This is a genomic window from Micromonospora sp. CPCC 206060, from assembly GCF_036906895.1.
GTDB lineage: Bacteria > Actinomycetota > Actinomycetes > Mycobacteriales > Micromonosporaceae > Micromonospora.
The window spans coordinates 199,029-224,108 of sequence record NZ_JBAKHU010000003.1 but is presented as its reverse complement, the minus strand read 5'-3'; the positions used below and the strand labels follow the sequence as shown (position 1 = coordinate 224,108).

26 protein-coding genes, 1 tRNA gene and 1 riboswitch are annotated in these 25,080 nt (G+C 71.1%); of the genes, 5 read left to right on the top strand and 22 right to left on the bottom strand.

The genetic code is table 11. The features are described from left to right. Positions 1-10: 10 nt before the first annotated feature. From V6U90_RS05115 to V6U90_RS05100, 4 genes are read right to left on the bottom strand one after another with little or no spacing between them, the layout of a single operon-like run. Positions 11-781, bottom strand: coding sequence for a crotonase/enoyl-CoA hydratase family protein (locus V6U90_RS05115; protein WP_334431380.1), 771 nt, complete (start codon positions 779-781; stop codon positions 11-13). 46 nt (positions 782-827) lie between these two features. Beyond that, positions 828-1,733 (bottom strand): EamA family transporter, encoded by a 906-nt coding sequence (locus V6U90_RS05110; protein ID WP_334431379.1) that lies wholly within the window; start codon positions 1,731-1,733, stop codon positions 828-830. Positions 1,734-1,784: 51 nt separating this feature from the next. Continuing rightward, positions 1,785-2,780: a ribonucleotide-diphosphate reductase subunit beta gene (locus V6U90_RS05105; RefSeq protein ID WP_334431542.1), complete on the bottom strand. Its 996-nt coding sequence runs from the start codon at positions 2,778-2,780 to the stop codon at positions 1,785-1,787. Positions 2,781-2,782: 2 nt separating this feature from the next. Continuing rightward, entirely contained in the window at positions 2,783-5,161 is a 2,379-nt protein-coding gene (locus V6U90_RS05100; RefSeq protein ID WP_334431378.1) for a ribonucleoside-diphosphate reductase subunit alpha, read from the bottom strand. A 172-nt stretch (positions 5,162-5,333) separates the two neighbouring features. Further along, positions 5,334-5,513: riboswitch (cobalamin riboswitch) on the bottom strand. A gap of 340 nt (positions 5,514-5,853) precedes the next feature. Here V6U90_RS05100 and V6U90_RS05095 point away from each other — a divergent pair. Next, on the top strand, positions 5,854-6,705 hold the full coding sequence (locus V6U90_RS05095) for a Rieske (2Fe-2S) protein (protein WP_334431377.1): 852 nt from the start codon (positions 5,854-5,856) through the stop codon (positions 6,703-6,705). Between the two features lie 131 nt (positions 6,706-6,836). On the opposite strand, the gene V6U90_RS05090 is transcribed toward V6U90_RS05095, so the two are convergent. The 12 genes from V6U90_RS05090 to V6U90_RS05035 are packed head-to-tail and all read right to left on the bottom strand — an operon-like array spanning position 6,837 to position 16,072. Then, positions 6,837-7,889: a LysM peptidoglycan-binding domain-containing protein gene (locus V6U90_RS05090; RefSeq protein ID WP_334431376.1), complete on the bottom strand. Its 1,053-nt coding sequence runs from the start codon at positions 7,887-7,889 to the stop codon at positions 6,837-6,839. Positions 7,890-7,899: 10 nt separating this feature from the next. Continuing rightward, a complete protein-coding gene (locus tag V6U90_RS05085; RefSeq protein ID WP_334431375.1) occupies positions 7,900-8,400 on the bottom strand; it encodes a hypothetical protein in 501 nt (166 codons plus the stop codon). Continuing rightward, entirely contained in the window at positions 8,397-8,930 is a 534-nt protein-coding gene (locus V6U90_RS05080) for a TadE family protein (RefSeq protein WP_442933524.1), read from the bottom strand. Before V6U90_RS05080 ends, V6U90_RS05085 begins: the two co-directional genes overlap by 4 nt. After that, a complete protein-coding gene (locus V6U90_RS05075) occupies positions 8,927-9,388 on the bottom strand; it encodes a TadE/TadG family type IV pilus assembly protein (protein ID WP_334431374.1) in 462 nt (153 codons plus the stop codon). The genes V6U90_RS05080 and V6U90_RS05075 overlap by 4 nt, the downstream gene beginning before the upstream one ends. A 3-nt stretch (positions 9,389-9,391) precedes the next feature. Then, on the bottom strand, positions 9,392-9,616 hold the full coding sequence (locus V6U90_RS05070) for a hypothetical protein (protein ID WP_334431373.1): 225 nt from the start codon (positions 9,614-9,616) through the stop codon (positions 9,392-9,394). 35 nt (positions 9,617-9,651) lie between these two features. Beyond that, complete coding sequence (locus tag V6U90_RS05065) at positions 9,652-10,521, bottom strand: type II secretion system F family protein (RefSeq protein WP_334431372.1); 870 nt, start codon at positions 10,519-10,521, stop codon at positions 9,652-9,654. Next, on the bottom strand, positions 10,521-11,426 hold the full coding sequence (locus V6U90_RS05060; protein WP_334431371.1) for a type II secretion system F family protein: 906 nt from the start codon (positions 11,424-11,426) through the stop codon (positions 10,521-10,523). The genes V6U90_RS05065 and V6U90_RS05060 overlap by 1 nt, the downstream gene beginning before the upstream one ends. Positions 11,427-11,469: 43 nt before the next feature. Next, the gene (locus tag V6U90_RS05055) at positions 11,470-13,098 is read right to left on the bottom strand and encodes a CpaF family protein (RefSeq protein WP_334431370.1); all 1,629 of its coding nucleotides are present in this window, start codon (positions 13,096-13,098) and stop codon (positions 11,470-11,472) included. Continuing rightward, positions 13,088-13,891 carry a ParA family protein gene (locus V6U90_RS05050; protein ID WP_334431369.1) on the bottom strand — a complete coding sequence of 268 codons (804 nt, stop codon included), beginning with the start codon at positions 13,889-13,891 and terminating at the stop codon, positions 13,088-13,090. The genes V6U90_RS05055 and V6U90_RS05050 overlap by 11 nt, the downstream gene beginning before the upstream one ends. A 2-nt stretch (positions 13,892-13,893) precedes the next feature. Further along, on the bottom strand, positions 13,894-14,556 hold the full coding sequence (locus V6U90_RS05045; protein ID WP_334431368.1) for an SAF domain-containing protein: 663 nt from the start codon (positions 14,554-14,556) through the stop codon (positions 13,894-13,896). After that, on the bottom strand, positions 14,553-15,500 hold the full coding sequence (locus V6U90_RS05040) for a hypothetical protein (protein ID WP_334431367.1): 948 nt from the start codon (positions 15,498-15,500) through the stop codon (positions 14,553-14,555). Before V6U90_RS05040 ends, V6U90_RS05045 begins: the two co-directional genes overlap by 4 nt. Continuing rightward, on the bottom strand, positions 15,494-16,072 hold the full coding sequence (locus tag V6U90_RS05035) for a hypothetical protein (protein ID WP_334431366.1): 579 nt from the start codon (positions 16,070-16,072) through the stop codon (positions 15,494-15,496). Before V6U90_RS05035 ends, V6U90_RS05040 begins: the two co-directional genes overlap by 7 nt. 507 nt (positions 16,073-16,579) lie before the next feature. Here V6U90_RS05035 and V6U90_RS05030 point away from each other — a divergent pair. Beyond that, positions 16,580-17,359, top strand: a complete 780-nt coding sequence (locus V6U90_RS05030; RefSeq protein WP_334431365.1) for a prepilin peptidase — start codon at positions 16,580-16,582, stop codon at positions 17,357-17,359. A gap of 105 nt (positions 17,360-17,464) precedes the next feature. Here the strand turns inward: V6U90_RS05030 and V6U90_RS05025 are convergent, their stop codons facing one another. Further along, positions 17,465-18,100 carry a phosphatase PAP2 family protein gene (locus V6U90_RS05025; protein ID WP_334431364.1) on the bottom strand — a complete coding sequence of 212 codons (636 nt, stop codon included), beginning with the start codon at positions 18,098-18,100 and terminating at the stop codon, positions 17,465-17,467. 366 nt (positions 18,101-18,466) lie between these two features. Here V6U90_RS05025 and V6U90_RS05020 point away from each other — a divergent pair, with 366 nt between their 5' ends. Then, a complete protein-coding gene (locus V6U90_RS05020; RefSeq protein ID WP_334431363.1) occupies positions 18,467-19,282 on the top strand; it encodes an SAM-dependent methyltransferase in 816 nt (271 codons plus the stop codon). Positions 19,283-19,422: 140 nt separating this feature from the next. Here the strand turns inward: V6U90_RS05020 and V6U90_RS05015 are convergent, their stop codons facing one another. Then, the gene (locus V6U90_RS05015; protein ID WP_334431362.1) at positions 19,423-20,877 is read right to left on the bottom strand and encodes an MFS transporter; all 1,455 of its coding nucleotides are present in this window, start codon (positions 20,875-20,877) and stop codon (positions 19,423-19,425) included. A gap of 195 nt (positions 20,878-21,072) precedes the next feature. Here V6U90_RS05015 and V6U90_RS05010 point away from each other — a divergent pair, with 195 nt between their 5' ends. After that, entirely contained in the window at positions 21,073-21,675 is a 603-nt protein-coding gene (locus V6U90_RS05010) for a TetR/AcrR family transcriptional regulator (RefSeq protein ID WP_334431361.1), read from the top strand. A 139-nt stretch (positions 21,676-21,814) separates the two neighbouring features. After that, positions 21,815-21,887, top strand: a tRNA-Lys gene (locus V6U90_RS05005). A 65-nt stretch (positions 21,888-21,952) separates the two neighbouring features. On the opposite strand, the gene V6U90_RS05000 is transcribed toward V6U90_RS05005, so the two are convergent. The 4 genes from V6U90_RS05000 to V6U90_RS04985 form a co-directional block, all read right to left on the bottom strand. After that, the gene (locus V6U90_RS05000; RefSeq protein WP_334431360.1) at positions 21,953-23,191 is read right to left on the bottom strand and encodes a tyrosine-type recombinase/integrase; all 1,239 of its coding nucleotides are present in this window, start codon (positions 23,189-23,191) and stop codon (positions 21,953-21,955) included. A gap of 1 nt (position 23,192) precedes the next feature. Continuing rightward, positions 23,193-23,381, bottom strand: coding sequence for a helix-turn-helix transcriptional regulator (locus V6U90_RS04995; RefSeq protein WP_334431359.1), 189 nt, complete (start codon positions 23,379-23,381; stop codon positions 23,193-23,195). Beyond that, positions 23,378-24,676 (bottom strand): replication initiator, encoded by a 1,299-nt coding sequence (locus V6U90_RS04990; protein WP_334431538.1) that lies wholly within the window; start codon positions 24,674-24,676, stop codon positions 23,378-23,380. The genes V6U90_RS04995 and V6U90_RS04990 overlap by 4 nt, the downstream gene beginning before the upstream one ends. A gap of 144 nt (positions 24,677-24,820) precedes the next feature. Next, a complete protein-coding gene (locus V6U90_RS04985) occupies positions 24,821-25,000 on the bottom strand; it encodes a hypothetical protein (protein ID WP_334431358.1) in 180 nt (59 codons plus the stop codon). Positions 25,001-25,080 lie beyond the last annotated feature (80 nt).

Here is a 25,080-nt window from a genome sequence, read left to right as displayed (position 1 = left end):
CGGTACCTAATCACGTTCGGCTGACCGGAGCGCCGTGGCGGCCGGCACCGGCGGCGAACCGGGCCGCCCCGGCCGCTGCGTCCGCCGCCAGTGAGTGCAACCCGTAGGCCAACTCGGTGGCCATCGCCTCGGCCTCCGTCCGGCCGGCACCGGCCAGCAGCGCGGCGCGGTCGTTGCGCAGGCAGGTCTGCGGCACGGCGGCGATCTCCGCCGCCAGCGCCTCGGCCGCCGTCCGGGCCTCACCCGGCGGCACCACCCGGTTCACCAGACCCATGGCGTACGCCTCGTCTGCGCCCACCGCCCGACCGGTGAGGATCAGGTCCATCGCCCGGCTCTGACCGATCAACCGGGGCAGCCGGACCGTCCCGCCGTCGATCAGCGGTACGCCCCACCGCCGGCAGAAGACGCCGAGCGTGGCGTCCGACTCGGCGATTCGCAGGTCGCACCAGAGCGCCAGCTCCAGCCCGCCAGCCACGGCGTACCCGCTGATCGCGGCGATCACCGGCTTGCCCAGCGTCATCCGGCTGGGGCCCATCGGGCCGTCCCCCTCCGGTTCGACCCGGTTGCCGGACGGCGTACCGATGGCCTTCAGGTCGGCGCCGGAGCAGAACGTGCCGCCCGCGCCCCAGAGCACGGCGACCGACGCGGCCGGGTCGGCGTCGAAGGCCCGGAACGCGTCGGCGAGCTTCCGGGCGGTCGGGCCGTCCACCGCGTTACGGGTCTCCGGCCGGTCCAGGATCACCGTGGTGACCGGCCCGGACCGTTCGATGCGTACGCCCATCCGGACAGCATGCCGGCCGGTGCCCGGTTCAGATAGCCCCGTGATGTCAGGTGTCCTCCCGGCGGACCAGGGTCGCGCCGAGGGCGGCACCCATCACGCAGCCGATGCCGGCGACCTGTGACCAGGCCAGCAGTTCGTGCAGCAGCACCACCCCGATCAGTGCGGCGACCGCCGGTTCCAGGCTGAGCAGGATCGCGAAGACCCGGGCCGGCATCCGGCGCAGTGCGGCCAGTTCCGCCGAGTACGGCAGCACCGAGGAGAGCAGGGCGACCCCGAGGCCCAGCAGCAGGATCCGGGGATCGAGCAGCCCGGCGCCGTCGGTGACCACCCCGAAGGGGAGAACGCAGAGCGCACCCACCGCCATCCCGAGCGCGAGCCCACGGCCGCCGTCGACGTGTCCGCTCATCGCCTTGCCGAGCAGGACGTACCCGGCCCAGCCGACCGCGGTCAGCCCGCAGAGCAGCAACCCGAGGGCGTCCATCCGGGTACCGCCGAGCCCGGCGAGTAGCAGCACCCCGGTGCCGGCCAGTACCGCCCAGACCACATCGGACCACCGGCGGCTGCCCAGCAGGGAGACCACCAGCGGGCCGGCGAACCCGACCGTCACCGCCACGCCGAGCGGTACCCGGGACAGCGCCGCGTAGAAGGTCAGGTTCATCACTGCCATGGCGACCCCGAAGGCGACCACCAGACCCAGGGCCCGCCAGGTCAGCCGCAGTGCGGGGCGGGCCGTCACCAGCAGGACCAGCGCACCGAGACCGAGCCGGAGGGTGGTCGTACCGCCCGGGCTGGTCGCGCTGAACAACTGCTTCGCGACTGCGGCGCCGACCTGGGTGGAGACCATGCCGAGCAGCATCAGCAGCGGTGGCGGTACGGCGTCCGGGCGGCTGACCGCGGTCAGGAGCCGGGTGCCGGGCGGGGCCGGCCGGACGCGGGAGGCGTACGCGTACATGCCGCCACCCTGACGCCTGGCCGGCCCGGTGCGCGAGCCGAATATTCCGGGTCAGAACGCCTCGTCGAGCGCCACCGACCCCTCGACCGCCACCTGGTACGCCGACACCCGCCGTTCGAAGAAGTTGGTCAGCTCCTGGACGTCCTGCAGCTCCATGAACGGGAATGGGTTGCTCGACCCGTACACCGGTGGGAGATCGAGCCGGGCGAGCCGGGCGTCCGCGACGTACTCCAGGTAGCGGCGCATGTCGGCGGTGTTCATGCCCGGCAGCCCGTCCCCGCAGAGGTCCCGGGCGAAGGCCAGCTCGGCGCGGACCGCCTCGTCGATCATGGCCCGGACCTGGTCGGCCAGTTCGTCGTCGAAGAGGTCCGGCTCCTCGGCGCGGACCGTGTCGACCACGCTGAAGGCGAACTCCATGTGCATCGACTCGTCGCGGAACACCCAGTTGGTGCCGGTGGCCAGGCCGCTGAGCAGGCCACGCGAGCGCAACCAGTAGACGTACGCGAAGGCGCCGTAGAAGAACAACCCCTCCACGCAGGCCGCGAAGCAGATCAGGTTGAGCAGGAAGGCCCGGCGGTCGTCCCGGGTCTCCAGCCGGTGCAGCTCGTTGATCGAGCCGATCCAGCGGAAGCAGAACTCCGCCTTGTCCCGGATCGACGGGATGTGCTCGATCGCGGCGAACGCCTTGACCCGCTCGTCGTGGTCCGGGAGGTAGGTGTCGAGCAGGGTCAGGTAGAACTGCACGTGCACCGCCTCCTCGAAGAGCTGGCGGGACAGGTACAGCCGGGCCTCCGGCGCGTTGACGTGCTGGTACAGGTTGAGCACCAGGTTGTTGGCGACGATCGAGTCGCCGGTGGCGAAGAACGCCACCAGCCGGTGCACCAGGTGCCGCTCACCGTCGCTGAGCTTCGCCAGGTCGGGTACGTCGGAGGTCAGGTCGACCTCCTCCACCGTCCAGGTGTTGCGGATCGCGGCCCGGAACCGTTCGTAGAAGTCCGGGTAACGCATCGGCCGCAGGGTCAGATCCATTCCGGGATCGAGCAGCATCGTCACTGGCACGCCTCGCAGATCTCCGGGTTCTCCAACGAGCAGGCGACCGCGTCGGCGCCGTCCGCCACGACAACCGCTGAGGTGCTTGGAAGGGCCCCTTGTACAACCGAATCCGATAACCCGGGGCCCTTCCTAACATCTGTGCCGACAGTGGTCTGGGCGATCCGGGTGGCCGGCCGGGACCGCAGGTAGTACGTCGTCTTCAGACCGGCCCGCCACGCGTAGGCGTACATCGAGGAGAGCTTGCCGATGGTCGGGGCGGCCTGGAACAGGTTCAGCGACTGGGACTGGTCGATGTACGGCGCCCGCGCGGCCGCTAGGTCGATCAGCGCCTTCTGCGGCAGCTCCCAGGCGGTACGGTAACGCGACTTCAACTCCTCCGGCAGGTCGAGCGCCTGCACCGACCCGTCGGCCCGCTTCAGCGCGTCCCGGGTCGCCGGGGTCCACCGGCCCAGCCGCTTCAGGTCGGCCACCAGGTGCCGGTTGACCTGGAGGAACTCCCCGGACAGCGTCTCCCGCTTGAACACGTTGGAGACCAGCGGCTCGACGCACTCCGAGCAGCCGGCGATGGCCGCGATGGTCGCGGTCGGGGCGATCGCCACCAGCAGCGAGTTACGCAGCCCGTGCCGGGCGATCTTGGCCCGTACCCCGGCCCAGGCGTCGGGACGGGTCGGCGCGGCGGTCGGCCAGTGGTCCACGTGCAGCACCCCGGCAGCGGCCCGGGTCAACGGGTACGCCGGGTGCGCGCCGCGTTCCGCAGCCAGGTCGGCCGAGGTGTCGTACGCGGCGAGCGCGATCTCCTCGGCGATCCGGGTGGACAGGGCCAGGGCCTCCGCCGAGTCGAACGGCAGCCGGAGCGCGGCGAACACGTCGGCCAGGCCCATCACGCCCAACCCGAGCGGTCGCCAGCGGCGGTGCGCGGCGGCGGCCTGTCCGGTCGGGAAGTAGTTCCGGTCGATGGCCCGGTCCAGCGCGGCCACCGCCACCCGGACCGTCTCCGCCAGCGCGGCGAAGTCGATCGCCCCGTCCACCAGGTGTGCGGCCAGGTTGACCGAGCCCAGGGTGCAGACCGCCGTCTCGCCGTCGCTGGTCACCTCCAGGATCTCGGTGCACAGGTTGGACAGGTGTACCGTGCCACCCCCGTTGCCGACCTGGTTGCAGGTGCGGTTCGCGGCGTCCCGGAAGGTCATCCAGCCGTTGCCGGTCTGCGCGAGGGTACGCATCATCCGGGCGTACAGGGTCCGGGCCGGCAGTACTCTCACGGCCCGGCCGGCCGCCTCGGCGGCCCGGTACGCGGCGTCGAACTCGTCACCCCAGAGGTCCACCAGTTCCGGTACGTCCTTCGGGTCGAACAGCGACCAGTCGGCGTCCGCCTCGACCCGGCGCATGAACTCGTCCGGTACCCAGTTGGCCAGGTTCAGGTTGTGGGTACGCCGGGCCTCGTCCCCGGTGTTGTCCTTGAGTTCCAGGAACTCCTCGACGTCCGCGTGCCAGGTGTCCAGGTAGACACAGGCCGCGCCCTTGCGCCGGCCGCCCTGGTTGACCGCCGCCACGCTCGCGTCCAGGGTGCGCAGCCAGGGCACGATGCCGTGCGAGTAGCCGTTGGTGCCCCGGATCAGCGAGCCCCGGGAGCGGACCCGGGACCAGGAGATGCCGATCCCACCGGCGTACTTGGAGAGCTTCGCGACCTGGGTGTAGCGCTCGTAGATGGACTCCAGTTCGTCCTGTGGCGAGTCGACCAGGAAGCAGGAGGAGAGCTGCTGGTGCCGGGTACCCGCGTTGAACAGGGTCGGTGAGCTGGGCAGGTAGGCCAGCCGGGACATCAGCCGGTAGAGCGCGGCGGCGTCGTCGACCGTGTCGGCGAGCCCGGTGGCCACCCGCAGCCAGAAGTGCTGCGGGGTCTCCAGGACTGCCCGGGTTTCCGGGTGGCGCAGCAGGTAGCGGTCGTACACGGTACGCAGGCCGAAGTACTCGAAACTGTCGTCGGCCGACGGGTCGATCAGGGCGTCGAGGGCGGTGGCGTGGGTGGCCACGAAGTCCGCGAAATCGGCGTCCAGCAGCCCGGCCCGGTGCGCCGCCACCACCGATCCGCTGAACGAGCCGATGCCCTGGCCGGTCACCTCGGTGCTGATCCGGTCGGCGAGCAGCCGGGCGGCGAGCCGGCTGTACTGCGGCTCCTCGCCGATCAGCCCGGCGGCGGCGGCGATGGCGAGCTGGAGCAACTCGTCCGCGTCGGCGGCCGTGGTCCGCCCACTGCGGACCAGGTCGAGCAGCCGTTCCGGGTCGGTGTCCGGCAGGTTCCGCCGGTGCCGGTCCAACAGGTCGGGCAGTTCCCCGGTGTCGGATGGGGTCGAGGCGATGATGGCTGGTGCCGTCACGGGCGCTCCTGGTTCGTCGGGCCTGTTCGTCGGGTCGGACCGGAGGGACTCGCGAGGGCACGACGGCACGCCGGAGGGCCACCGGTCGGTGTGCCGGTGGTCTCCGTACGGCTCGACGGCCCTCCCACGAGGCCCCGAGGTGGTACGCGTGCCGGGTCGACACGCCCTACTGGTAGGTCTTCGGACTCGCGGGCAGGCGTACGGACGTACGCTCGCCTACTGGCCGTCGCTTCCCAGGCCCGGCCGGACCCAGTGCTCATGACGGCGGTCGTTCCCGCTCACCGCTGCGGGGCAGTCCCGGATTCGCACCGGGTTCCCTTACCTCGTCGACATCTGGCCGATGTCGACGCACGGCTACCGCCACCCGTGCCCGGGAGACGGTGAACCAGCAGTGCACCGATCCTAGATCTAGTGGCCCCATTTTGGTCAACACACCAGATGCTGTGCGGCGTGTCGTGCCTCGTGTGTCGATCATGGAGTTGTGGTGCCCGGGAAGGCCGCTATAAGGGGCGAAATCCCCACCACAAGTCCATGATCGGCGGGCGGGTGGTGACCGTCCGGTGGCCCGGCGGAACGGCTCCGTGCTGTGGATGAGCCGCATCTGTGTTCCGGGTCACCGGTGCCGCCGAACCGGCCGGCCACCATGCTCGCCGACACCGGTTTGCCGAAGCCGCCAGTGGGAAGTGGGAGGCATGCGTGCGCTGATGATGAGGCTTGAGCGGGCGGCCGGGCTGGACCGGTTCGGCGACCGGCTGCAGAATGCGGTCCAGTCGGTACTGCGCCCGCAGAAGGTGCGGGACACCCTGCACGGTGTCTGGCTCGGTCACCCCCTGCACCCGGCGCTGGTGCAGCTACCGATCGGTGCCTGGCTGAGCACCGCCGTACTCGACCTGATGCCCGGCCAGCGCCGGGCCGCGACGGTACTGGTCACGGTCGGTACCGCCAGCGCCCTGCCGGCGGCGGTCGCCGGTCTCAACGACTGGGCGGCACTCTCGCGGGAACAGCGGCGGGTCGGACTGGTGCACGCCATGTCCAACACCGTCGGACTGGCCTGCTACGCCGGATCGATCGCCGCCCGGCTGACCGGCCGGCACCGGCTCGGCCGGACCCTCGGCTGGTTCGGGCTGACCGCGGCGAGCACCGGCGCCTACATCGGTGGCCACCTGGCGTACAAGCAGGGTGCCCAGGTCAACCAGAGCGTCTCCGAACTGCACCGGATGGCCGACGGCTGGCATTCGGTGGCCGACCTGTCGACGGTACCCGAGCGGACCCTGCTCACTCGGGAGGTCCGAGACGTCTCGGTGATCCTCTACCGGCATGGCGACGAGGTCACCGTGATGCTGGAACGCTGCCCGCACCAGAGCGGACCGCTCGGCGAGGGAAAGGTCACCGAGGTCGACGGGCACGCCTGCGTGGTCTGCCCGTGGCATGGCAGCACCTTCCAGCTCAACGGCGGTGAGGTCGTACACGGCCCGGCCGCCACCGACCAGCAGGTGCTGCCCACCCGGGTGGTGGACGGGGTGTTGCAGACCCGGCTGCCCTGACCGGCGGACCCGATGCCGCCCGACCCGTCGGCCTCCTGCTCACCCCCCCCAGAACTCATTAGGGCCCAACCAGACGGTGTGCCGCTGGTCGGTCGGGCGGTGCGCCATGGTCCGCTGGTCGGTCCCGTCGGTCAGTCCCGACGGTGCCGCCCGCTCGGCAGCGGCTGCCCCCCACCCGTGCCGAGGGACCCCGGGATCCGGCCGGAAGCCGGGGCCGCCGGGCGGCGGCGCAACCCGAGGACGGCCCCGATCTGCGCGCCGACGATGCTCGCCACCGCCAGCACGGCGGAGACCGCCAGCGGCCGGTTGACCCGGTCCACCTCGGTGGCCCGGGACGCTCCGATGGTCAGGGTCGGCGGCGGGCCGTCCGGCGCCTCCGGAATGGGTACGGCCGGCGTGACCGGTGCCGGTGCCGGGGCGGTCCAGGCGGCACCACCGGGTGCCGGCGGTACGGCGACCACACCGGTGGCGTGCGGGCGTCCCCCCCGGTCCTCGGCGTCGACCGGCAACCGGAGCAGTTGTCCGGGGCGGATCCGGTCCGGCTGCTTGATCTTGTTGAGCTTCGCCAGGTCCCGGTACCGGTCGAAGTCGTCCAGGTAGCGTTCCGCGACCTCGCCGAGGTAGTCGCCCTGCTCCACCCGGTAGACCGGTACCGGTTCAACCTCCGGCTGGATCGTGGTCGGAGCCGACACTGTGACGACCATCGGTCCGGTGCCCTGCGCCGGCAGCGTCGCCGGGGCCGGCCGGGCCGGAGCGGCGGTGGTCACCGCCGGGGCGGTGAGGGTGGCGGCGGTGGCCGCAGCCGGGCTGGCCGCCATGATCAGCGCGATCGAGCCGAGCAGGGCCGCTGCCGCCTTCTGCTGGCGGCGCATGCCGGGCAGTCGCCAGGCCGGACGGCGCAGGATCCGGGCCGGGATCTCGACCAGGACGGAGAGCGCGAAGGTGGCCCAGCCGGCCCAGCCCAGCAGGGCGAGCGCCCGCAGGAAGAGCTGACCGTCGTCCCTGCTGGTCAGCGCGGTGCCGACCTCGGCCAGGGTCGGTACGTGGTCGGGCAGGGGATTGCCGGCGAACTCGATCAGCGCCAGCGGCGCGCCGAAGAGCAGCCCGAACAGGACGACCAGCGCCCCCAGTCCGGTGCCGAGCCGGCCCAACCGCCGGGCCGTGGAGACTGTCCGGGTCGTCATGGCGGACTCCTTACGTCTCGGGGTTCTCGGTGAGCAGACCGGCTGTCGCCTCGCCGGTGGCGGTCATCGCGCCGGACCGGAACAGGCTGAGCATCACCGGTTGGTAGGTGAGCGTGACGGTGACCTTCAGCCGGGTGCCGTCATAGCCGCCGTCCGGGTCCGGCACCCGTTCGGCCCGCCGTGTCACGGTGACGTTGTCGGGCAGCGGAACACTGTCTATGTACGCCTCGGCCGCGTCGATCGCGGCCTCGACGTCGATCACCTTCGCCTCGCCGTTGACCGCCCGGGCGCGGTCGATCTGCTGGCCACCGGTCCGGGCCGCCTCGGCGGCCATGTTCTCCGCGCGCTGCATCATCCGGAAGTGGGCGGAGCCGTCGAGGGTCAGCCCGATGACAGCCAGGATCCCGGTCAGGGTGATGGCCAGCAGCACGCTGACCCGCCCGGAGTCCCGACCCGCCGCCGGACCGACGTCGTACCCCGGCGCGCGGCGGATTCTCCCGGCCCGGTTCACGTCGCGCTCCTCGGGCGGTACCGGTCCATCGGTGAGACGAACCACGCCTCGACCCGGCGGGTGGGCGACGGTGCGCCGAACAGGTCCCGCAGGGAGACCTCGCAGACGACGTGCGAGGTGATGGAGACCGGCTGGCCGACCGGGGTGTCGAACGCCTCGGCCAGGCCGATCTGGCGGTTCGCCCCGTCGATGCCGCCCAGGGTGACGTTCAGGTACTCACAGCGCAGGCCCTGTCGGCGTACCTGGGTCAGGGCCTGGGTCTGGCCCTCGGTGCGGGCCGTGGTCATGGTGCGCGAGATCGACGCGGCCCGGGCCGCGTCGTGTGCGGCCAGGTCGACGGCGTTCTGCGCGATGGCCGTCCGCCCGACCACCGCGGCGAGCACGATCAGCATGAGGAAGGCCGGGACCAGGATCGCCACCTCCACGGCGACCGAACCCCGGTCGGACCGGGGTGCGACGGTCCGGGACTCGTGCACCCGGAAGGCGCTGACCCGGAAGGCGGTGGCTCCGGACGCTGCGGCCGGGCTCATCCGGCGTCCTCGGTGAAGCGTTCGCGTGGGCCCCTGGCGGTCTGGGTGACCGTGATGGTGAGGCCCGGGATCAGCGACAGGGCCCGCCCGCTGACCGTCGCGTTCACCTCGACGTCCCCCTTCTCCACGTTCACCGTGGTGGGGACCAGCCAGTCACCGGCCCGGTCGACGAACTGCCGGGCCTGCGCCTCGCCCTCCTCCTCGCTCACCCCGCCGAGCACCCGGGTGGAGTTCACCCCGATCTGGGCGGCGTTCAACGCGACCGACCGGGCCAGGAAGACCGAGGCCATCTGGATCGAGCTGAACAGCAGGATCATGATCGTGGGAAACATGATGGCCAGTTCGACCGGGCTGGCCCCCCGCTCCCGGTCGTCCCCGGCCGGGGGCGCGGGCAGGACGGGGCGCCGGGTCACCCGCAGGGTGACCCGGCGCCACCGGTCGGCAAGCCGGTCCCGCATCGATCAGCGGCCCGGGACCGTCGGCACGGTCGGCGTGTCGATGTCGGTGTCCATGAAGTCGTTGACCAGGCCGAGCGCCCAGGTGATCACACCGACCGCCAGCACCGCCAGACCGGCGATGATGATCGCGGTGGGCACCGGTCCGTCACCACGCTCGGGGTCGTCGTCGCGGCGTAGTTCGGCGAGTCGGTTGACCAGCATGATGTGCAGGTACGAGACCACTGGCATGGCGGGTTCCTCTCAGCGGATGGGGGGTGGGCGGGTCAGATGCGGGTGACGAAGGGGTAGAGGACGAAGCCGACCAGGATGAAGACCAGCAGCGCGCCCGGGATGTCCAGGCGGCCGGTCACCGCCTCGGCCCGGGCCAGGTTGTCGGTACGGATCTGGTCGCGCAGCGAATCGGCACGTTGCCGCAGCGTCTCGTGCACCTGGGCGCCCTCGGTGCCGGAGGACTGCATGATCGCGCCCACGTCACCCAGCTCCGGTACACCGATCTCCTCCGACAGGTCACGCAGCTCGTCCCACGGGGAGTGCATCTGGAGTTGGGCGATCCGCAGCGCCTCCCGGATCCGCTCGAAGACCCAGCCGTCGCAAACCGCCGCGGCCTGCTCCAGTGCCTGCACCGGGCCGTGCGCGGCGGAGAGTTGCAACGCCACCAGGTCCAGATAGGTGCAGACCGCCCGACTGAACTCGCGGCGGGCCTTCTCCGCCTTGGCCAGTACGTCCCGGTGCGCGATCAGCGCGGCGAGGAAGGCCAGCCCGAGCCCGGCGGCGACCGGAACGACCACCGGCAGCCGCCAGCCACCGGCCGCGACCAGCGCCGAGCCGACCGCCGGGGTGGCCAGGCCGATGACCGCCGAGAGCAGGATGGAGAGGGTGTACTGCTCCGGGGTCCGGCCCAGCAGGGCCAGGTCCCGGGTGGGCGGGCGTAGCCAGCGGGTGACCCCGGAGAGCCACTCCAGGTCGCGGCGGGCGCCGGTGGCCCGACCGGCGCTGGGCGGGGCGTGCAGCCGGCGCAGCGCCGGGGCTAGCGCCGGGGTGCTCGGCAGGGCCTCCCGGACCAGCAGGAAGAGACCGAGGCCGACCGAGGCGCCGCCGAGGACGGCGACCGTCAGATGGATGTTGAGGGTCATCAGGCCAGCTCCTCCAGTTTTGGCGAACTGAGGAACCGGGCCGGCCTCGGCGGCAGGCTCATCCCGCGTACCCAGGCGAGCAGGGAGATGAAGGCGGCACCGAGTACCACCATCACCAGTTGCCCGACCGGGGTGCCGTACGGGCGCATGTAGTCCGGGTTGACCAGCCCGTACGCCAGGATCAGCAGGGTCATCCCGGTCAGGAAGCGCACCGCGAACCGGGGCTGGGTACGCTTCGCCTCCACCTCGCGTCGCGTCGCCACCTCGGCTGCCGCTGCGGTCGCGATCGAGGCGAGCACGTCGCCGAGCCGTTCACCCCGGTCGCTCAGGTGCAGGATCAGCGCGGCGACCACCTGGTCGCAGACCGGGTCACCGATCTCGTCGGCGAACGCCAGCAGCGCACTCCGGGCCGACCAGCCGGCCTGCAACCGGGCGGCGAGGGTGCGTACCTCCTCGTCGATCTGCTCCGGGGCGGTCAGGACCGTACCGATGATCGCCTGCTGGAGCCCCTGGCCGGTGCTGGAGACGTCCTTGAGCCGGCGGGTCCACTCACCGACCGCCTCGATCCGGGCGATCGCCCGCTGCTCGGCCTTGCCGACGGTGAACAGCCAGGGCGCGCCGGGCACCGCGATCGCCACCAGCAGCCCCACCACCGGCAGGCCGGTGAGCAGGAAGGCGAGTGCGCCGGCCGCGACGGCGGCGAGTAGCAGCATCTGGTGCGCCTGCTGCTCCCGCCGGCTCGCCCCGGAACCGTGCAGCAGCCGGTGCAGCCACTGCCCGGAACCGCCGGACGGGCCGGGCGGCCGGCGGGTACCGACCAGCGCGACCACGGCCAGGACCAGCCCGGCGACGCAGGCCGCCCCGGAGAGTACGGCGATCAGCTCGATGTTGGCCGGCAGTCTCATCCGGTCACCCCGTCCGCTGCCGGCGCGCCGGCGGACATCCCGCTCACCGGGCCCGTCGCAGCATCGGCTGGGCCGCTGCCGGCGGCTGGTTCTGGCGCAGCCGGCTGCTCCGGGGTCGGCGCCAGGCGCCGATCCCCGCCTCGATGTACCGGGTCAGCAGCCGGGCGTCGTACCCGACCCGCAGCAGGTGCTCGCGGATCCGCTCGGGCAGGTGCTTCGGTACCGCGCGGCCGTCGGCCCCCGGACCGAAGACGGTGGTCGTGGTGATCCGGCTGCCCTCGCCGACCCCGATGACCTCCTCGATGTGCGAGACGAACCGGTGCTTGCGGCCACCGATCGCGGTCTCGTCCTCGACGGTCACGTAGACGATCAGGTCCAGCGCGTTGCCGGCCATCCGGCGGGCCTGGTCGACGGTCATCTCCCGGCCGTGCGCCAAGGCCAGCTCGATGATCCGCTCACCGACGCCACCCGGGGTCCGGGCGTGGATCGTGCACATCGATCCCCGGCTGGTGGTCATCGCCTGGAGCATCGGGACGATCTCCCGGGACCGGACCTCGCCGACGATGATCCGCAGCACGCCCATCCGCAGCGCCACCGGGATCAGGTCGGCGATGGTGACCTCCCCGGCGGGTCGGCCGTCCAGACCGCGTTCGCCGTGCCCCTCCCGGGACTCGAAGCTCATCACCGCCCGGTGCTTGGCCCCGCGCCGGGCCGGGAGCAGCTCCCGGCTCTCCTCCAGCAGCACGTACGGCTCGTCCGGCGGGATCTCGTCCATCAGCGCCCGGATCACCGTGGTCTTACCCGCCCCGGCCAGTCCGGCGACCATGATGTTCAGCCCGGCGGCCATCGCCGCGCGGAGGAAGTCCCGGATCAGGACGTCGATCATCTCGTCCAGGTCGGCCCGGCCACCGCAGATGTCGTCGAGCGAGACGTCCAGCGTGTTGTGCTTCCGGATCACCGCGTACGGCCGCTGGCTGACCAGGTAGACGGCGGCCAGCCGGCTGCCGTCGGGCAGTTGCAGGTCGAGGGTGGGCTTCACGGTGGACAGCGACCGCTCGGTCGAACCGGCCCGGCGGGCGGCGGCCTGGAGGATCTCCACCAGCTCCTCGTCGCTGTCCGCGATCGGGTCGGCCCAGTCGACCCCGCCACCGTGCCGGGTGATCCGGACCTGGTCGCAACCGAGGATGTGTACCTCCTCGATGGTCTGGTCGACCAGCAGAGTTTGCAGCCGACCCAGTCCGGCCAGCTCGGCGGTCACCTGGTCGAGCAGGGCACGCTCCTCGACGGCGGCCATCGGGGTGCCGGCCCGCCGTACCGCGTCGGCGTACTCCGCGACGACCGCGACCGCCAGCCGGGACCGCTCGACGTCCTCCTCGGCGGCGGTGAAGTCCCGCCCCCGCTGCCAGAGCGTGATCCGCTCACTCAGCTCCCGGCGCAACTCGCGGACCACGGCGAAGTCGACCCGTGGACGGGCCGGTGCCGGTCCGGCCGCGCCGTTGCCCGGGCGCTGGTGCCGGCCGGTGGAGTCGGCGGTCGGCACCGGCGGCACGATCGAGGTCACCGGATGCTCGTGCCGCTGGGGACCGGGCGGAGGGACCCGGGGGTCGTGCCCGGGTACCCGGGGTTCAGTCGGGGTCATCCGGGGGTCGTGGGAGACCGCCTCAAAGCGCATTGCGGATCACTCCCTGCCCGGCCGGCCAGGTCAGTCGGGCCCGCCGCCGGTCCAGCACCGACCGGACCGGGACCTCCAGGGCGCCGGCCGCGCGCATCAGCGGCCGTCCGGCCCGGATGGTCCCGCCGTGGCTGAGCACCTCGGCGGTACGCGGGTCGTGCGGCAACTGGGCGATCACCGGCAGCCGCAGCGCCCGGCTCACCTCGCTGCGGCTGTGCCCGTCGCCGACCAGGAGCAGCCGGAGGGTGCCGCTGGGTACCCGGTGCTCGGCGAAGTCCCGCTCGATGGCGCGTACCGTGGCCTGGGCGCTGGACAGGTCGGGCAGGTGGGCGGCGGTCACCACCAGCACCAGGGCCGCCGCGCGCAGGATCGGCCAGGGCGGGCCGACCACCTGGAGCCGGCCACAGTCGACGAGTACGTCGTACGCCGGCTGCCCCCGGTCGAGGTCGGTGAAGAAGTCGGCGAACCGCTGCCACAGCGGCACCACGCTGCCGGCCTGTACCGGGTCGACCACCCCGGGCAGCAGCAGCCGCTCCCGTTTCGGTGCGTCCAGGTCGACCAGTTGCGACCAGAACGCCGACTCCAGGTTGCCGTCGCGCAGCTCACCGACGGCCAGCTCACCGATGCCCCGTGGCCCGTCCAGCGCGCCGCCCAGGTAGCCGGCGAGTACCGACCCGCCGGCCGGGTCGCATTCGGCGAGGATCATCCGGTGGTGCCAGGAGAGGGTGCAGGCCAGAGCCGTGGTGGTGACACCGGGGGAACCCTTCGCCGCGACGAGGGCGATGATCGCCATGCTCAGGCCGCCGAGACGAGTACGACCGCGATGCGGTCCTCTGCGGCCAGCACCACCACCGGCTGCACGTCGCGGGTGGCCAGGGCCAGGTAGAGCACCACGTCGCCCCGGTCCGGGACGTTCGTGTCGATCACGGTGGCCTCGAACCGGGTGCTCGGGGCCTTGCTGTCGTCGCCCCGCTCCGGGGTGCTGACCAGCAGCAACCGGTCACCGGGGTACAGCTTGCGGGCCGGGACCTGGCTGGCCTTCAACCCGAGGGCGACCTGCTGCTGCCCGGGGCCGAGCAGCGGGGCGTCGGTGAGCTGGCCCATGGTGAGCAGGGTGCCGGGGGTGAGCGCCACCGCGGCGCGCAGGCCGACCACCTCCTTGAGCCGGTCGGCGCGGACCGGCTTGAGGCCCTGGCCGCCGGCCACCTGCACGCTGACCAGGTCGTCGGCGGTGAGCGCGGTGCCCACCGGCACCGACCGGGCCACCGCCAGGTAGCTCCCGGTGGCCCGGACCGAGGTGACCGCGAACGCCGCGCCGAGCCCACCGAGGGCGATCAGCAGCACCGCGAGGCCGAGCAGGCCGGGGCGGGTACGGCGCTGCCGGACCACCTTCGGGGGCGCGACCGGGGCGTCCACCGGCCCCGGACCCGTGCCGTTGTGCGTGGTCGCCAGCGTCACTCCGTCACCACCTGAAGTTCGTCGATCTCGATCGTTACCGGGCCGCTGGTCCGGGTGGTGGTGATCTCGCCGCTCTCGCCGCTGCTGGACTCCCACCTGGCGGTCCAGTGCGTGGTGGCGGTGATCGTGTACCGCCCGGGTTCTGGGTAGCCCTCGTCATAGCCACAGTCCGGTGACCGTTCCCCGGCCCGGTCCCCCGTTGACGAGTACGGCGTGCCCGCCCCAGGGCAGGTCTCCTTCTCGCCGTTGCCCAGGTCCCAGACGGTCTTGGTCGCCTTCGCCGTGATGGTCACGGTCAGCCCCCGGTCGCTGGCGCTGGCCGGATCCGGGGTCCGGTCCTCGCCGATGGTCCACATCCAGACCGGCAGTCCGACCAACCCGGGACCGTTGCGGCGGCGGGGCGCGATGCCGATGTGTGGCGGCTCCAGAGTCAGCTCGGCGAACGCGATGCGGGCCAGTTCGTACGGGTCCGCCGGGTCACCGAAGCCGGGTGGCGGGCAGACCAGCACGACCGGTTCCTGCTCTCCGCCACAGCTTCGCAGGTAGGCCTGCATCGGCTCCACCAGGCCTTCGGGCTGCGGTTCCTGGAGCTTGTAGTAGCAGCCGTCCGTGCTGTTGAACCAGCCCAGCAGTTTGTCGTAGCAGGGCACCTTGACGCCGTCCCGCTGGCACTTCGCCGGGTCACCGTCACCGTCACCGCCCCCGCCACCGGGACCACCACCGCCCGGACCGCCGCCCCCGCCGGGCTGGCCGGGTTCGTCGTCCCAGACGTTGCAGTCGTTCGAACCCGGTGGGCACTCCCCACCGGCCGGCGCGGCGGTCACCGGTACGGCTGGCGAGGCGAGCAGCAGCACCATGGCGACGGCACCGAGGCCCAGCATCCAGCGGCTCACCCCGGCCCGGTCCCGTTGGGCCGGGATGACCGCTCCTCCCCAGGTCAGCATGGCTGGTCCTCGTGGGCCGCCCCGGCGCTGATCAACCAGCGCCCGGCGTACCGGGTGGCGGTGGCGGTGGCCAGGTAGCGGCGACCGTTGGTCCCCGGCACCACCTTCTTGGTCTTGATGTCGACGAGTCGGTAGCCGGTCGCGTCCAGGCAGTCCTGGATTTCTACGGTCGCCGGGACGGTGTCCAGGTTGACCGAGGTGACGACGGGGTCCGACTTGAGGGTGCCGGTACGCATCGCGCCGTGCTCCTTGGCGGTCCGAATGGTGAGCCGTACCCGGGTGAGCAGCGGGTCGGCCAGGTATTTGGGTAGGGCCGGATGGAGGGGGTCACCGACCCGGCTGGCTTCCCGGGACGCGTCGAGATATCCGGCGTAGGCGGCCAGTGCGGCCTGGCTGGCGGTCGCGTTTTCCGCGCTGCTGGCCGGGGCCGGGTCGGCTTGCCGGCCGGCCGGACGCCCGTCCCCGGCATCGAGGCCCGCACCCGTGTCGGAGCCGCAGGCCGCTGCACCGGACATGATCACCAGCAGTGCGAGCGCGGCGCCGGAGAAGCGGCCTGCGCGTTGTGCCCGCATCGCTCGCCCTCCTTGCTTCCCCCGGTCAGCCACCGGATGGGGGGCGTTTCAGGGTGTGCCGGATAGCGCCAGGATGTCCTCATCCGGATCTGGAACATTAGCCGAAGTTGATGGTCGTGGGTGTGGTACGGACGGACAGTTTCTGTCGTCATTCGCCGGGGTCGGCCGGCGGCTTGCGCGGTACCTAAGGGGCGAGCATAGGCTGACGTCCGACGATGCAACAGAGGTAATTCAAAGGAACACGAAGAGTTAACATGGCTCGCGTTGATCATGTGCGTCTACTGTGGCATCCGGGTATCCCCTGGTTGATCGCCCGATGTCGGCCAGGCGACGATCTGCGGCACCGGCGGCCACGATGACGGTGAGCGCACGGAGAGGATTGTCAGAAATGGCGCTAGTCTGGGCCATTGTGTACCGTGGTTGTCCGGCCACCCGGAGGTCATCGCATGAGCTTCGGCTCTCCCGGGTCGGTCAGTTGCCCGCTCTACCCGGCCACCGCTCATGGTCATGATGAAGTCACTCAGGGTTACCGCGCCGGACCGGGCGCTCCGGCCCGCCCGCAGCGCACCGCTGCGGTTCCTGGCCGGACTCACCCTCGCCCCGCTGCTCCGGTCCGCCATCACCAGACACTCGGTACCGGCCGGACAGCCGCCCCGGGTGGCCTGCGACCGCTGCGCTGCACCGATCGGGCCCGGTCAGCCCCTGCGCCCCAGGTCACCGGTCGCCCGGTGTGCCGCCTGCGGCGCCCGGGTCGGCGCTCCGCCGTACACCGTCGAGATCGCGCTCATCGCCGCGGTGGTCGCGCTGCTCGTGCCCGATCGGCCGGCGATCGAACTGCTCGCCGTCGCCGGCTGGCTCGCGCTGGCCGTGCCGCTGGCCTTCATCGACGCTGCGGTGCACCGGCTGCCCGACCGGTTCACCCTCCCCGCCGCCCTCGGCACCTGGGGGCTGCTCGGTCTGGCCGCCGTCCTGCACGGGGATGCGGCCTCCTGGCTGCGGGCGTTCGCGGCCGGGACCGGTCTCGCACTTTTCTTCGCCGCCTCGACCCTCCTGCTCGGTCGACGGGGTTTCGGCCTGGGGGACGCCAAGCTGGCGCTCAGCGCCGGGGCGTTGCTCGGCTGGTACGGCTGGGGTGCCCTGATCGCCGGGGTGTTCCTCACCTTCGTCTGCGCCGCACTGGTCAGTCTTGTTCTGCTGGTCACCGGACGGGTGCGTTGGCGGGGGCAGGTGCCGTTCGGACCGTTCCTGATCGTCGGCACGGTCGCGGCGCTGGTGCTCACCCCCTGAGTCGTCGGGCCGCGCACCGGTGTCCTGCCGCTTCGAGCGTCCGGCAACAGGACTGGCGGGGCTGCGGCCTCCACCGCCCTATTGCCGGTCGCTCTTGGCCGGCGGTCACGGCACCAGGTCACGGGTACGGGAACCGAGCCGGCCGGGCAGCGGCCCGATCCGGCGGGAGACCGGCCCGGTGACCCACCGGGCCAGCAGTGGAACGGTCAGCGCCGTGACCGTCGCCCCGAGCAGCAGACCGGCGAGCACGTCGTGCGGATAGTGCACGCCGACGAACGTCCGGGAGAACGCGGCCAGCGCGGCGACCACCGTCGCGATCAGCCCTAGTTGCCGGGAGAGCAGCAGGATCGCCGCCGCCGTGGCGCCGGCGATGGTCGAGTGGTTGCTCGGGAAGGACCAGTCGCCGGTCGGTGGGCACTGGGCGGCGATGATCTCCAGTTGGCCGAAAGCACGGCAGGGACGCTCCTGGTCCAGTAACGGCTTCGTCCCCTCGCTGAGGCCGTACGCGAGGAGCACGCCGACCGGGGCGGCCAGGGCCAACGCCCGTCCCCGGGTCGGGGCGGCCAGGTGGCGTACCGCCGCCACGGCCAGCAGCAGCCCGAGCAGGACGATCGACGCCTCGGTGAAGTGGGCCGCGAACCACTGGACAGCCGGCGGGCTGCCCTCCGCGAACTCGACAATCTCGCGGTACCAGTCGGCGCTGACATCGGGGATGGCGTCGGGTTTTATGGTCAACTGCACCCACCCCAGCATAGGTCCATAAACCTCCTATCGCCGGAAGGGGTGGAAACGGTACGGGTGATCCGGGGATCGCGACGGGGTACTGGGTAGCTGGTGCCGAGACGGAGGAGGGCACACATGACCCGTACCCCCGACGACTGGCGGATCCGGCGGTCCGGGATGGACCTGCACCGGCTGGCCGAGACCGAGTCGGTCTTCGCGTAAGGAAGGGCCCCCGCTTAACGCTTTCGGTATAGGAAGGGCCCCCTATTAACAGCAGGACAACCGGAGTCGGGCCAGCGCGGCAGTCCGCCGGCTGCTAGAACTCAACGGCGGCGCCGCAGTGCGACGGGTCAGTGTCTCCGGGCAGGGAAAGGACGATCCACGATGGTCAGTGCGGCTACGCCGATCGGGACCGACATCGATCAGAGTCGGCCGAACGTCGCCCGGATGTACGACTACTACCTCGGCGGTTGCCACAACTTCGCCCCGGACCGCGCCGCCGCCGAGCAGGTCCTGTCGATCTTCCCGGACACGCCGGTGGCGGCCCAGACCAACCGGCACTTCCTCCGCCGGGCGGTACGGCACCTTGCCACCGAACGGGGCGTCCGGCAGTTCCTCGACATCGGCGCCGGACTACCGACCCAGGGCAACGTGCACGAGATCGTGCGGGAGTGCGTACCCGGCTCCCGGGTCGTCTACGTGGACGTCGACCCCGTCGCGGTGGCGTACGCCCGCCAACTGCTGGCTGGCGCCCCGGACACCACGGTGCTCCGGGCGGACGTACGCCGACCGGACGAACTGCTCGCCGATTCCGAGGTCAACCGGCTGATCGACTTCTCCGAACCGGTGGCGGTGCTGCTGGTGGCCGTACTGCACTTCGTGCGGGACGCCGAGGACCCATGGGCGTCGGTCGCCCGGCTACGGGACGCCACCGTACCGGGTAGTCCGCTGGTGCTCTCGCACCTGACCCTGGACGGTGCGCCACCGGTGCCCGCCCAGGCGGGCAAGGCGGTCTACCAGCAGAGCAGCGCCCCGCTGGTACCCCGTACCCACGCCGACATCAGCCGCTTCTTCGACGGGTACGACCAAATTGAACCGGGCCTGGTCTGGTGGGGCGACTGGCGGCCGGAGCGGTCGCCCGACGGCGGCCGGCAGAGCGGTGTCTCCCACGGCTACGGCGGGGTCGGTCTCCGGCGCTGACCGTGGGCATCCGTCCGATCGGTACGGGGATTCGCGTCTTGGCGGCGGCGTAGTCGTCGATGTCGGCGAACGAGTCGCGGGAGACCAGCGCGGCGGCGTGGCCGACCCGCCCGACCGGATCGGTTCGCGCGGCATGCTGTTCAGGCGTGGGCGGCGGTGCGCCGGGTGCCGAGGAAGACGGCGGCGATGAGGACGCCGAGCAGGACGAGGGCGGTGTTGGCGGCGATGGCGACGGTAACGCCGTGCAGGATCGCCCCGGCGGAGACGGCTCCGGCGGTGGTCGCGGTGACGATCGCGGACATGATCGGGGTGCCCATGGTGATGCCGACCTGCTGGGACATCGAGGCCAGTCCGGTGGCCAGACCCTGCTCGTGGTCGGGCAGTCCGCCGGTGGCGGTGACCATGAAGCCGACGATGACCAGCATGTTGCCGATGCCGCCGAGGAAGGTGGCGGGCAGCAGCAGCCCCATCGAGGCGGACGTGCCGCCGAGGAGGAGCAGGACGGCGGTGAAGACGGCCTGCAACAGCCCGCCCCCGACCAGGACGGTCAGGGTGGAGGTACGGGCGATCACCTTCGGGGCGAGCACGCCGCCCACCACGGTGCCCAGGCCCAGGACGCCGAAGGAGATTCCGGCGGCCAGCGCGGAGAAGCCGAGGGTCTTCTGCATGTAGACGGTGAGCAGGTAGACCAGGGAGGTCTCGGTGACGAAGGCGAGCATGCCGAGCACGTTGCCCCAGGCCACGGTGGGCTTCTTCAGCACGTGCACGGGAACGAGGGGCTGGGCGGCACCACGCTCGATGACGTAGAAGACGACCAGCAGAGCCGCGCCGACGAGCAGGCCGGTGAGAGCGGCGGGGTGGGTCCAGCCGTGCTCGCCGGCCTGGGTGAGGCCGTACACGATGCCGAGCAGGCCGAGGGTGACCGACAGGGCGCCGGGCAGGTCGACCTTCGGACGCTCGGTGGGGCGCGACTCAGTGATGACGGTGGGGGCGACCAGCAGGACGGCGAGAGCGACGGGCACGTTGATGAAGAACGCCCAGCGCCAGGAGAGCAGGTCCGTCAGGACGCCACCGAGGACGGCGCCTGCGGTGAACCCGGCCGACATCAGCGCCCCGTTGAGGCCGAGCGCCTTCTGGCGCAGCGGGCCTTCGGGGAAGGAGGTGGTGAGCAGGGCAAGGCCCGCGGGTGTCGCGGCGGCGGTGGCCAGGCCCTGAACGACGCGGGCGATGATGAGGATCTCGGGGTTGGGGGCGAGGCCGCCGACGAGGGACGCCAGGCCCAGCAGGCCGAGGCTGCCGAGGAAGATGCGCTTGCGGCCGACGAGGTCGCCGATTCGGCCGAGGAAGAGGGTGAACCCGGCGGCGCACAGGGCGAAGGTGGTGGCGATCCACTGCAGGTTCGCCAGGGAGAAACCAAGGCCGTCGCCGATCTTCGGCAGGGCGACGTTCAGGATCGAGAAGTCGACGGCGAGCATGAACTGGGCGACCAGCAGTACCGCGAGGACCACCTTGAGGCGGCCGGTCAGCCGCTGCGGGAAAACATCGACGGCGGCAGCCGCGACAGTGCCCCCGGGCGCGGGCCTGGTTGTGGACATGACAGGAGCTTCCTTCCGGGTCTGCCGACCTGAGCCGACAGCAGTGGGTGCGCGGGGTGTCATCGGTGACGTGGGTACAACCCAGCCGAACTAAACGGTTCCCACGTTCCGTTACGATGGGAACCGTAGCACCGTGTGACGCGCTAAGGGAACCCGAGTCCCGATACGGGCTCTTGTGAGTAAGGAGTCAACCCAATGGCCACCGCACCGCAGCCCGGCAGCATCCGCCCCGGCGGACGTACCGCCCGCGTCCGCGAAGCCGTCCTGCAAGCCGCCGGTGACACCCTCGCCGAGAAAGGGTTCGACGCCCTGGACCTGGCCGAGATCGCCCGGACCGCAGGCGTGGGGAAGACCACCGTCTACCGCCGCTGGGGCACCCCGGGCGCACTCGCCGCCGACCTTCTCGACCACATGGCCGAACAGTCCCTGCCCCGTGCCCGAACCGGCAGTGTGGACAAGGATCTTCAGGAGAACGCCCGCCTGGTCGTCAAAACCCTGACCGACCCCCGCCAAGGGCATCTCTTCAAGGCCCTGATCGCCGCCTCGCTCTGCAACGAACAGGCGGCCCAGGCACTGCACCGCTTCTACGCGGTACGCATCGACGAATGGGCCGGCTGCGTCACCGACGCCGTGGAACGCGGTGAGCTGCCCCACGGAACCGACCCTCGGCGCGTCATCGTCAACGTCTCCGCGCCCCTGTACTACGCCCTGCTCAACACCGGGGAAGCGTTGACCGACGAGGCGGCGGACCGCGCTGCGGCCACGGCTCTGGCCGCCGCGCGCGCCGGGGTGGGGTGATCAACGACTGACCGCTCAGAAGCGACCGCCACCGTTTCTGCGCCAGGGCCGAACCTTGTACAGGCCGGCCCAGGCGGTCGGGGTCAACCCTGGAGCCGTGCGCTGAGCTGTTGGGGTTCGGGTACCCTGTTGGCTCAGCGGGCCGTTAGCTCAATTGGCAGAGCTGAGGACTTTTAATCCTTAGGTTCTGGGTTCGAGTCCCAGGCGGCCCACTACAAACCACTTCTGAGCTGCTAAAACGTCGGACGAAGATCATCGGGCACAGCCAGGGCACAACTCAGCTCCGATCTTGGTCTGCGCGAGGTTCCCGCCGTGCGCTGTCTGCGTTCCGCAGGAGGCCACCGACCAGGCCGCGTGGCCGGTCCTTCTTCGGCATCCAGTGGACGTAGGTCTCCAGCGTGATTCGCAGGTTGGCGTGCCGCAGTGCCTTCTGTACCTCCTGGGGCTCTACGCCGTTGCTCATCAGCGTGGTGGCGAAGAAGTGCCGCAGGGAGTGAAAGGTGCCTTCCTTCGGCCATCCGGCCGCCTTACGCCACTCGGCCCACAACTCCGACCAGTAGGTGTCGTTCAGCAGCTTTCCTCGCGACGACGTGAACAGGACCGCCACTGGACGAGTCAGCCGCTCCCCCGTGGTGATGTCGGGAAGCTCGAACTCGACGGGACCGACATCGCTGACGTGAGCGGCCAGTTCCTCGGCAACCACCGCGTCCAGGTCCAGGGTGCCGGTGGAACCGCTCTTGGGCGTCGAGAGGTAGAAGCCACCGTAGTACTGGGGCGAGTGCCGCAGTTGCTGGATGACGTGCAGCTCGCCTCGGTGGTAGTCCGCGCAGCGGGAACCGTCTTCCATGCCCAGGACCTCACCGAGGCGAAGTCCTTGCCCGGCTCCCAGCCAGATAGCCGCTCGGAAGCGGCGCGGCACCACCTCAACGAGCTTGAGTACCTGGTCGCTGGTAGGAACCCATTTGGGTGCGCGCGAGAGACCGCGCAGGATCTGCGCGAGCTTCACGCCGTTGCAGGGGTTGTCGGGGATCACCTTGTCGATGACAGCGGCGTTCATGATGGTCTTGAGCAGACCGAAGTACAGGCTCACCGATGATTTCGGTACGCCGTTGTCGAGCAGCCGGCCGAGCCAGGCCAACACGTCGGTCAGGTTGATCGACGGCATGGCCTTTTCACCGAAGGCCGGCAGGAGGTGCTTCCGAAGGTTCTGCGGGATACGCTGTCGCGTTTCCGTGGCCCATCCCGACTCGCGCGACTCCCTCCACCGCTGCGCGTACTCAGCGAAGGTGAGCCGGTCCGCCTCACGCTTGACCTTCACCTCCGGTGCCACGCCCGAACGGCATTCGAGGTCGTAGGCTTCCGCGTCGACCTTGCGTTCGAACAGCTTCTCTCGGGACTCTCCGGCGGCGTCGGTGTAGCGGACCCGCCAGCGTTTGCCCCGGCCGTGTCGTTTGGAGGGGAGCCGTTTCTTGTCTGGCCCGCGTTTGGTCAGGTACCACAGGTCATCGATGGGCATGTCAGGCCGCCTTCCGGTCGAACCAGGCCCGCACGTCTGCGGGGTCGTAGCGCAGGTGACGGCCGACGCGGCAGGCGCGGGGGCCGGTCCGGCGGTGCCGCCACTGGTAGAGGGTGCCGACCGGGATGCCGAGGAACGCGGACACGTCGGTGATGCTCCACAGGCGTTCGGTGGGGTGGGTGGCGCTCATCGGGGCTCCTTCCGGTTCTGGCGGGCGGATCGGATGCGGTCACCGATCGCGGTGGCGAGTTCAAGCTGTTCCGGCGAGTCGTAACCGATGCCGAGGATCTGCCAGTCATTGACCACGATCACGTCGGCGTCCTCGGGAAGGCCCGCTTCGGTCAGCGCCGTGGCGAGCTGGTGTTCACGGCGTTCCGCGCGAAGGTTCTTGAAGGTGGTGCTGTAAATGCGTGACTTGGTGAGGAAGTGGCCCCGGAAGCCGAGCATGTGCGCCCAGTGCCGGAGTTTCAGGTCGGCGTACTGGTCCAGGCCGCCGAGGTCCCACGCGGTCTGAATCATGGCCCGGTGATGGGCGGACACCCGCAACCGGTCGATGTGTGCCTGTGAGCGGATACGCCGGTCCCCGGTCTCGGTGGCCCCGGTGCCCTTGGTGGCGTACTTGGCGATGTAGCCGGCAAGCCGGGTGTCACTGACCACCTGGTCCCCGTCGTCCCCGTCGCCGTTGTCGGAGATGTCGATGTCAGTAGCGGTGATGTCCTTGACGTCCACCTGAGCGCCCCACCCGAGAGGAAGCGATGTTCCGTCCGGCCGTTCGGTGTCGACCCGCACCGACGAGGCCGCGGAACGCACCGCGTCGCCCAGGACGTCAGGGGTCAGCCACACCGGAGGCGGTGAGTCGGGGCCGGTGGGTCCGTCGACGCGGATGACCGCGTGGAAGTGGACCAGGCCCCGGCGTTGGTATTCGGCGACCTTGGCGTAGGAGATGCGCAGGTGCGCGCCGGATTCGCGGACGGTGAGGCCACCAGCGGCGGCGACGGCCCGGCGTAGCGCGATGGTGAACCGGTGCCACAGTTTCCCGCTGTGCGCCTGCCACAGCACGGCGCCGGCGTAGTCGTAGGTGTCGGGGTCGAGCGGGCTACCCAGCAGCGGATGCCCTTCCGGGTGCCAGCGTTTGCAGGCGCAGGGCCGCCGGCCGGGCCGGTTGTGCACCGGGCCGAAGGACGGAGCGGTGAGGGTGACGAACAGCCGGGTAGAGCGGGCCACGGTGTCCGGGACGCCTTTGCCGCCGGACATGCCCGCGTGGATCAGGTGCCAGGCGTCAGCGGCGTACCGGTCCGCGCAGGTCGGGCAGACAGCGGCGCGGCGGGTACCGCAGGCAGCCCACACCCGACCCTGCCGAGACGCGACGAGTTGACCGGTCGTGGCGTGGCGAGCTTCAAACTTGCCGATCAGGCGGACCGGTTGAAGGCAGCCCTTGACGCTCTCGACACCGGCCCGCCATTCCCGGTAGGCCGGGGAGCGCATCCACCGGGTCAGCGCCGCTTCACCGTCGAACACCGGACGAGGGGGTGATGACATGGCGTTTCCTCCGAAGACGGGCCTGCCGTGCCCCGACGAGTTGGAGCACGGCAGGCCAGAACGAGAACGGGAAGGAAGAAGGAATGAAGGTCAGTGGGTGTGCCTGTTGACCGGGCGCCGGGCCGGGAACTCGTCGAGGACCTGGGCGACCTCTTCGGCGGTCATGTCGTGCCGGCCGGCGTACATGCCGAGAAGCCGGCGGGCGTCGTGGTTGTCGGCGCCGAGGTGCCGCAGGGCGTCGATGGTCTTGGTCACGAGGTCAGTGGGCATGGTCAGTCCGCCTTGTCGGTGAGAGGGAGCAGAGACCTGCCGCGCCCGCAGGATGAAGCGCGGCAGGCCAGAGATGCTGG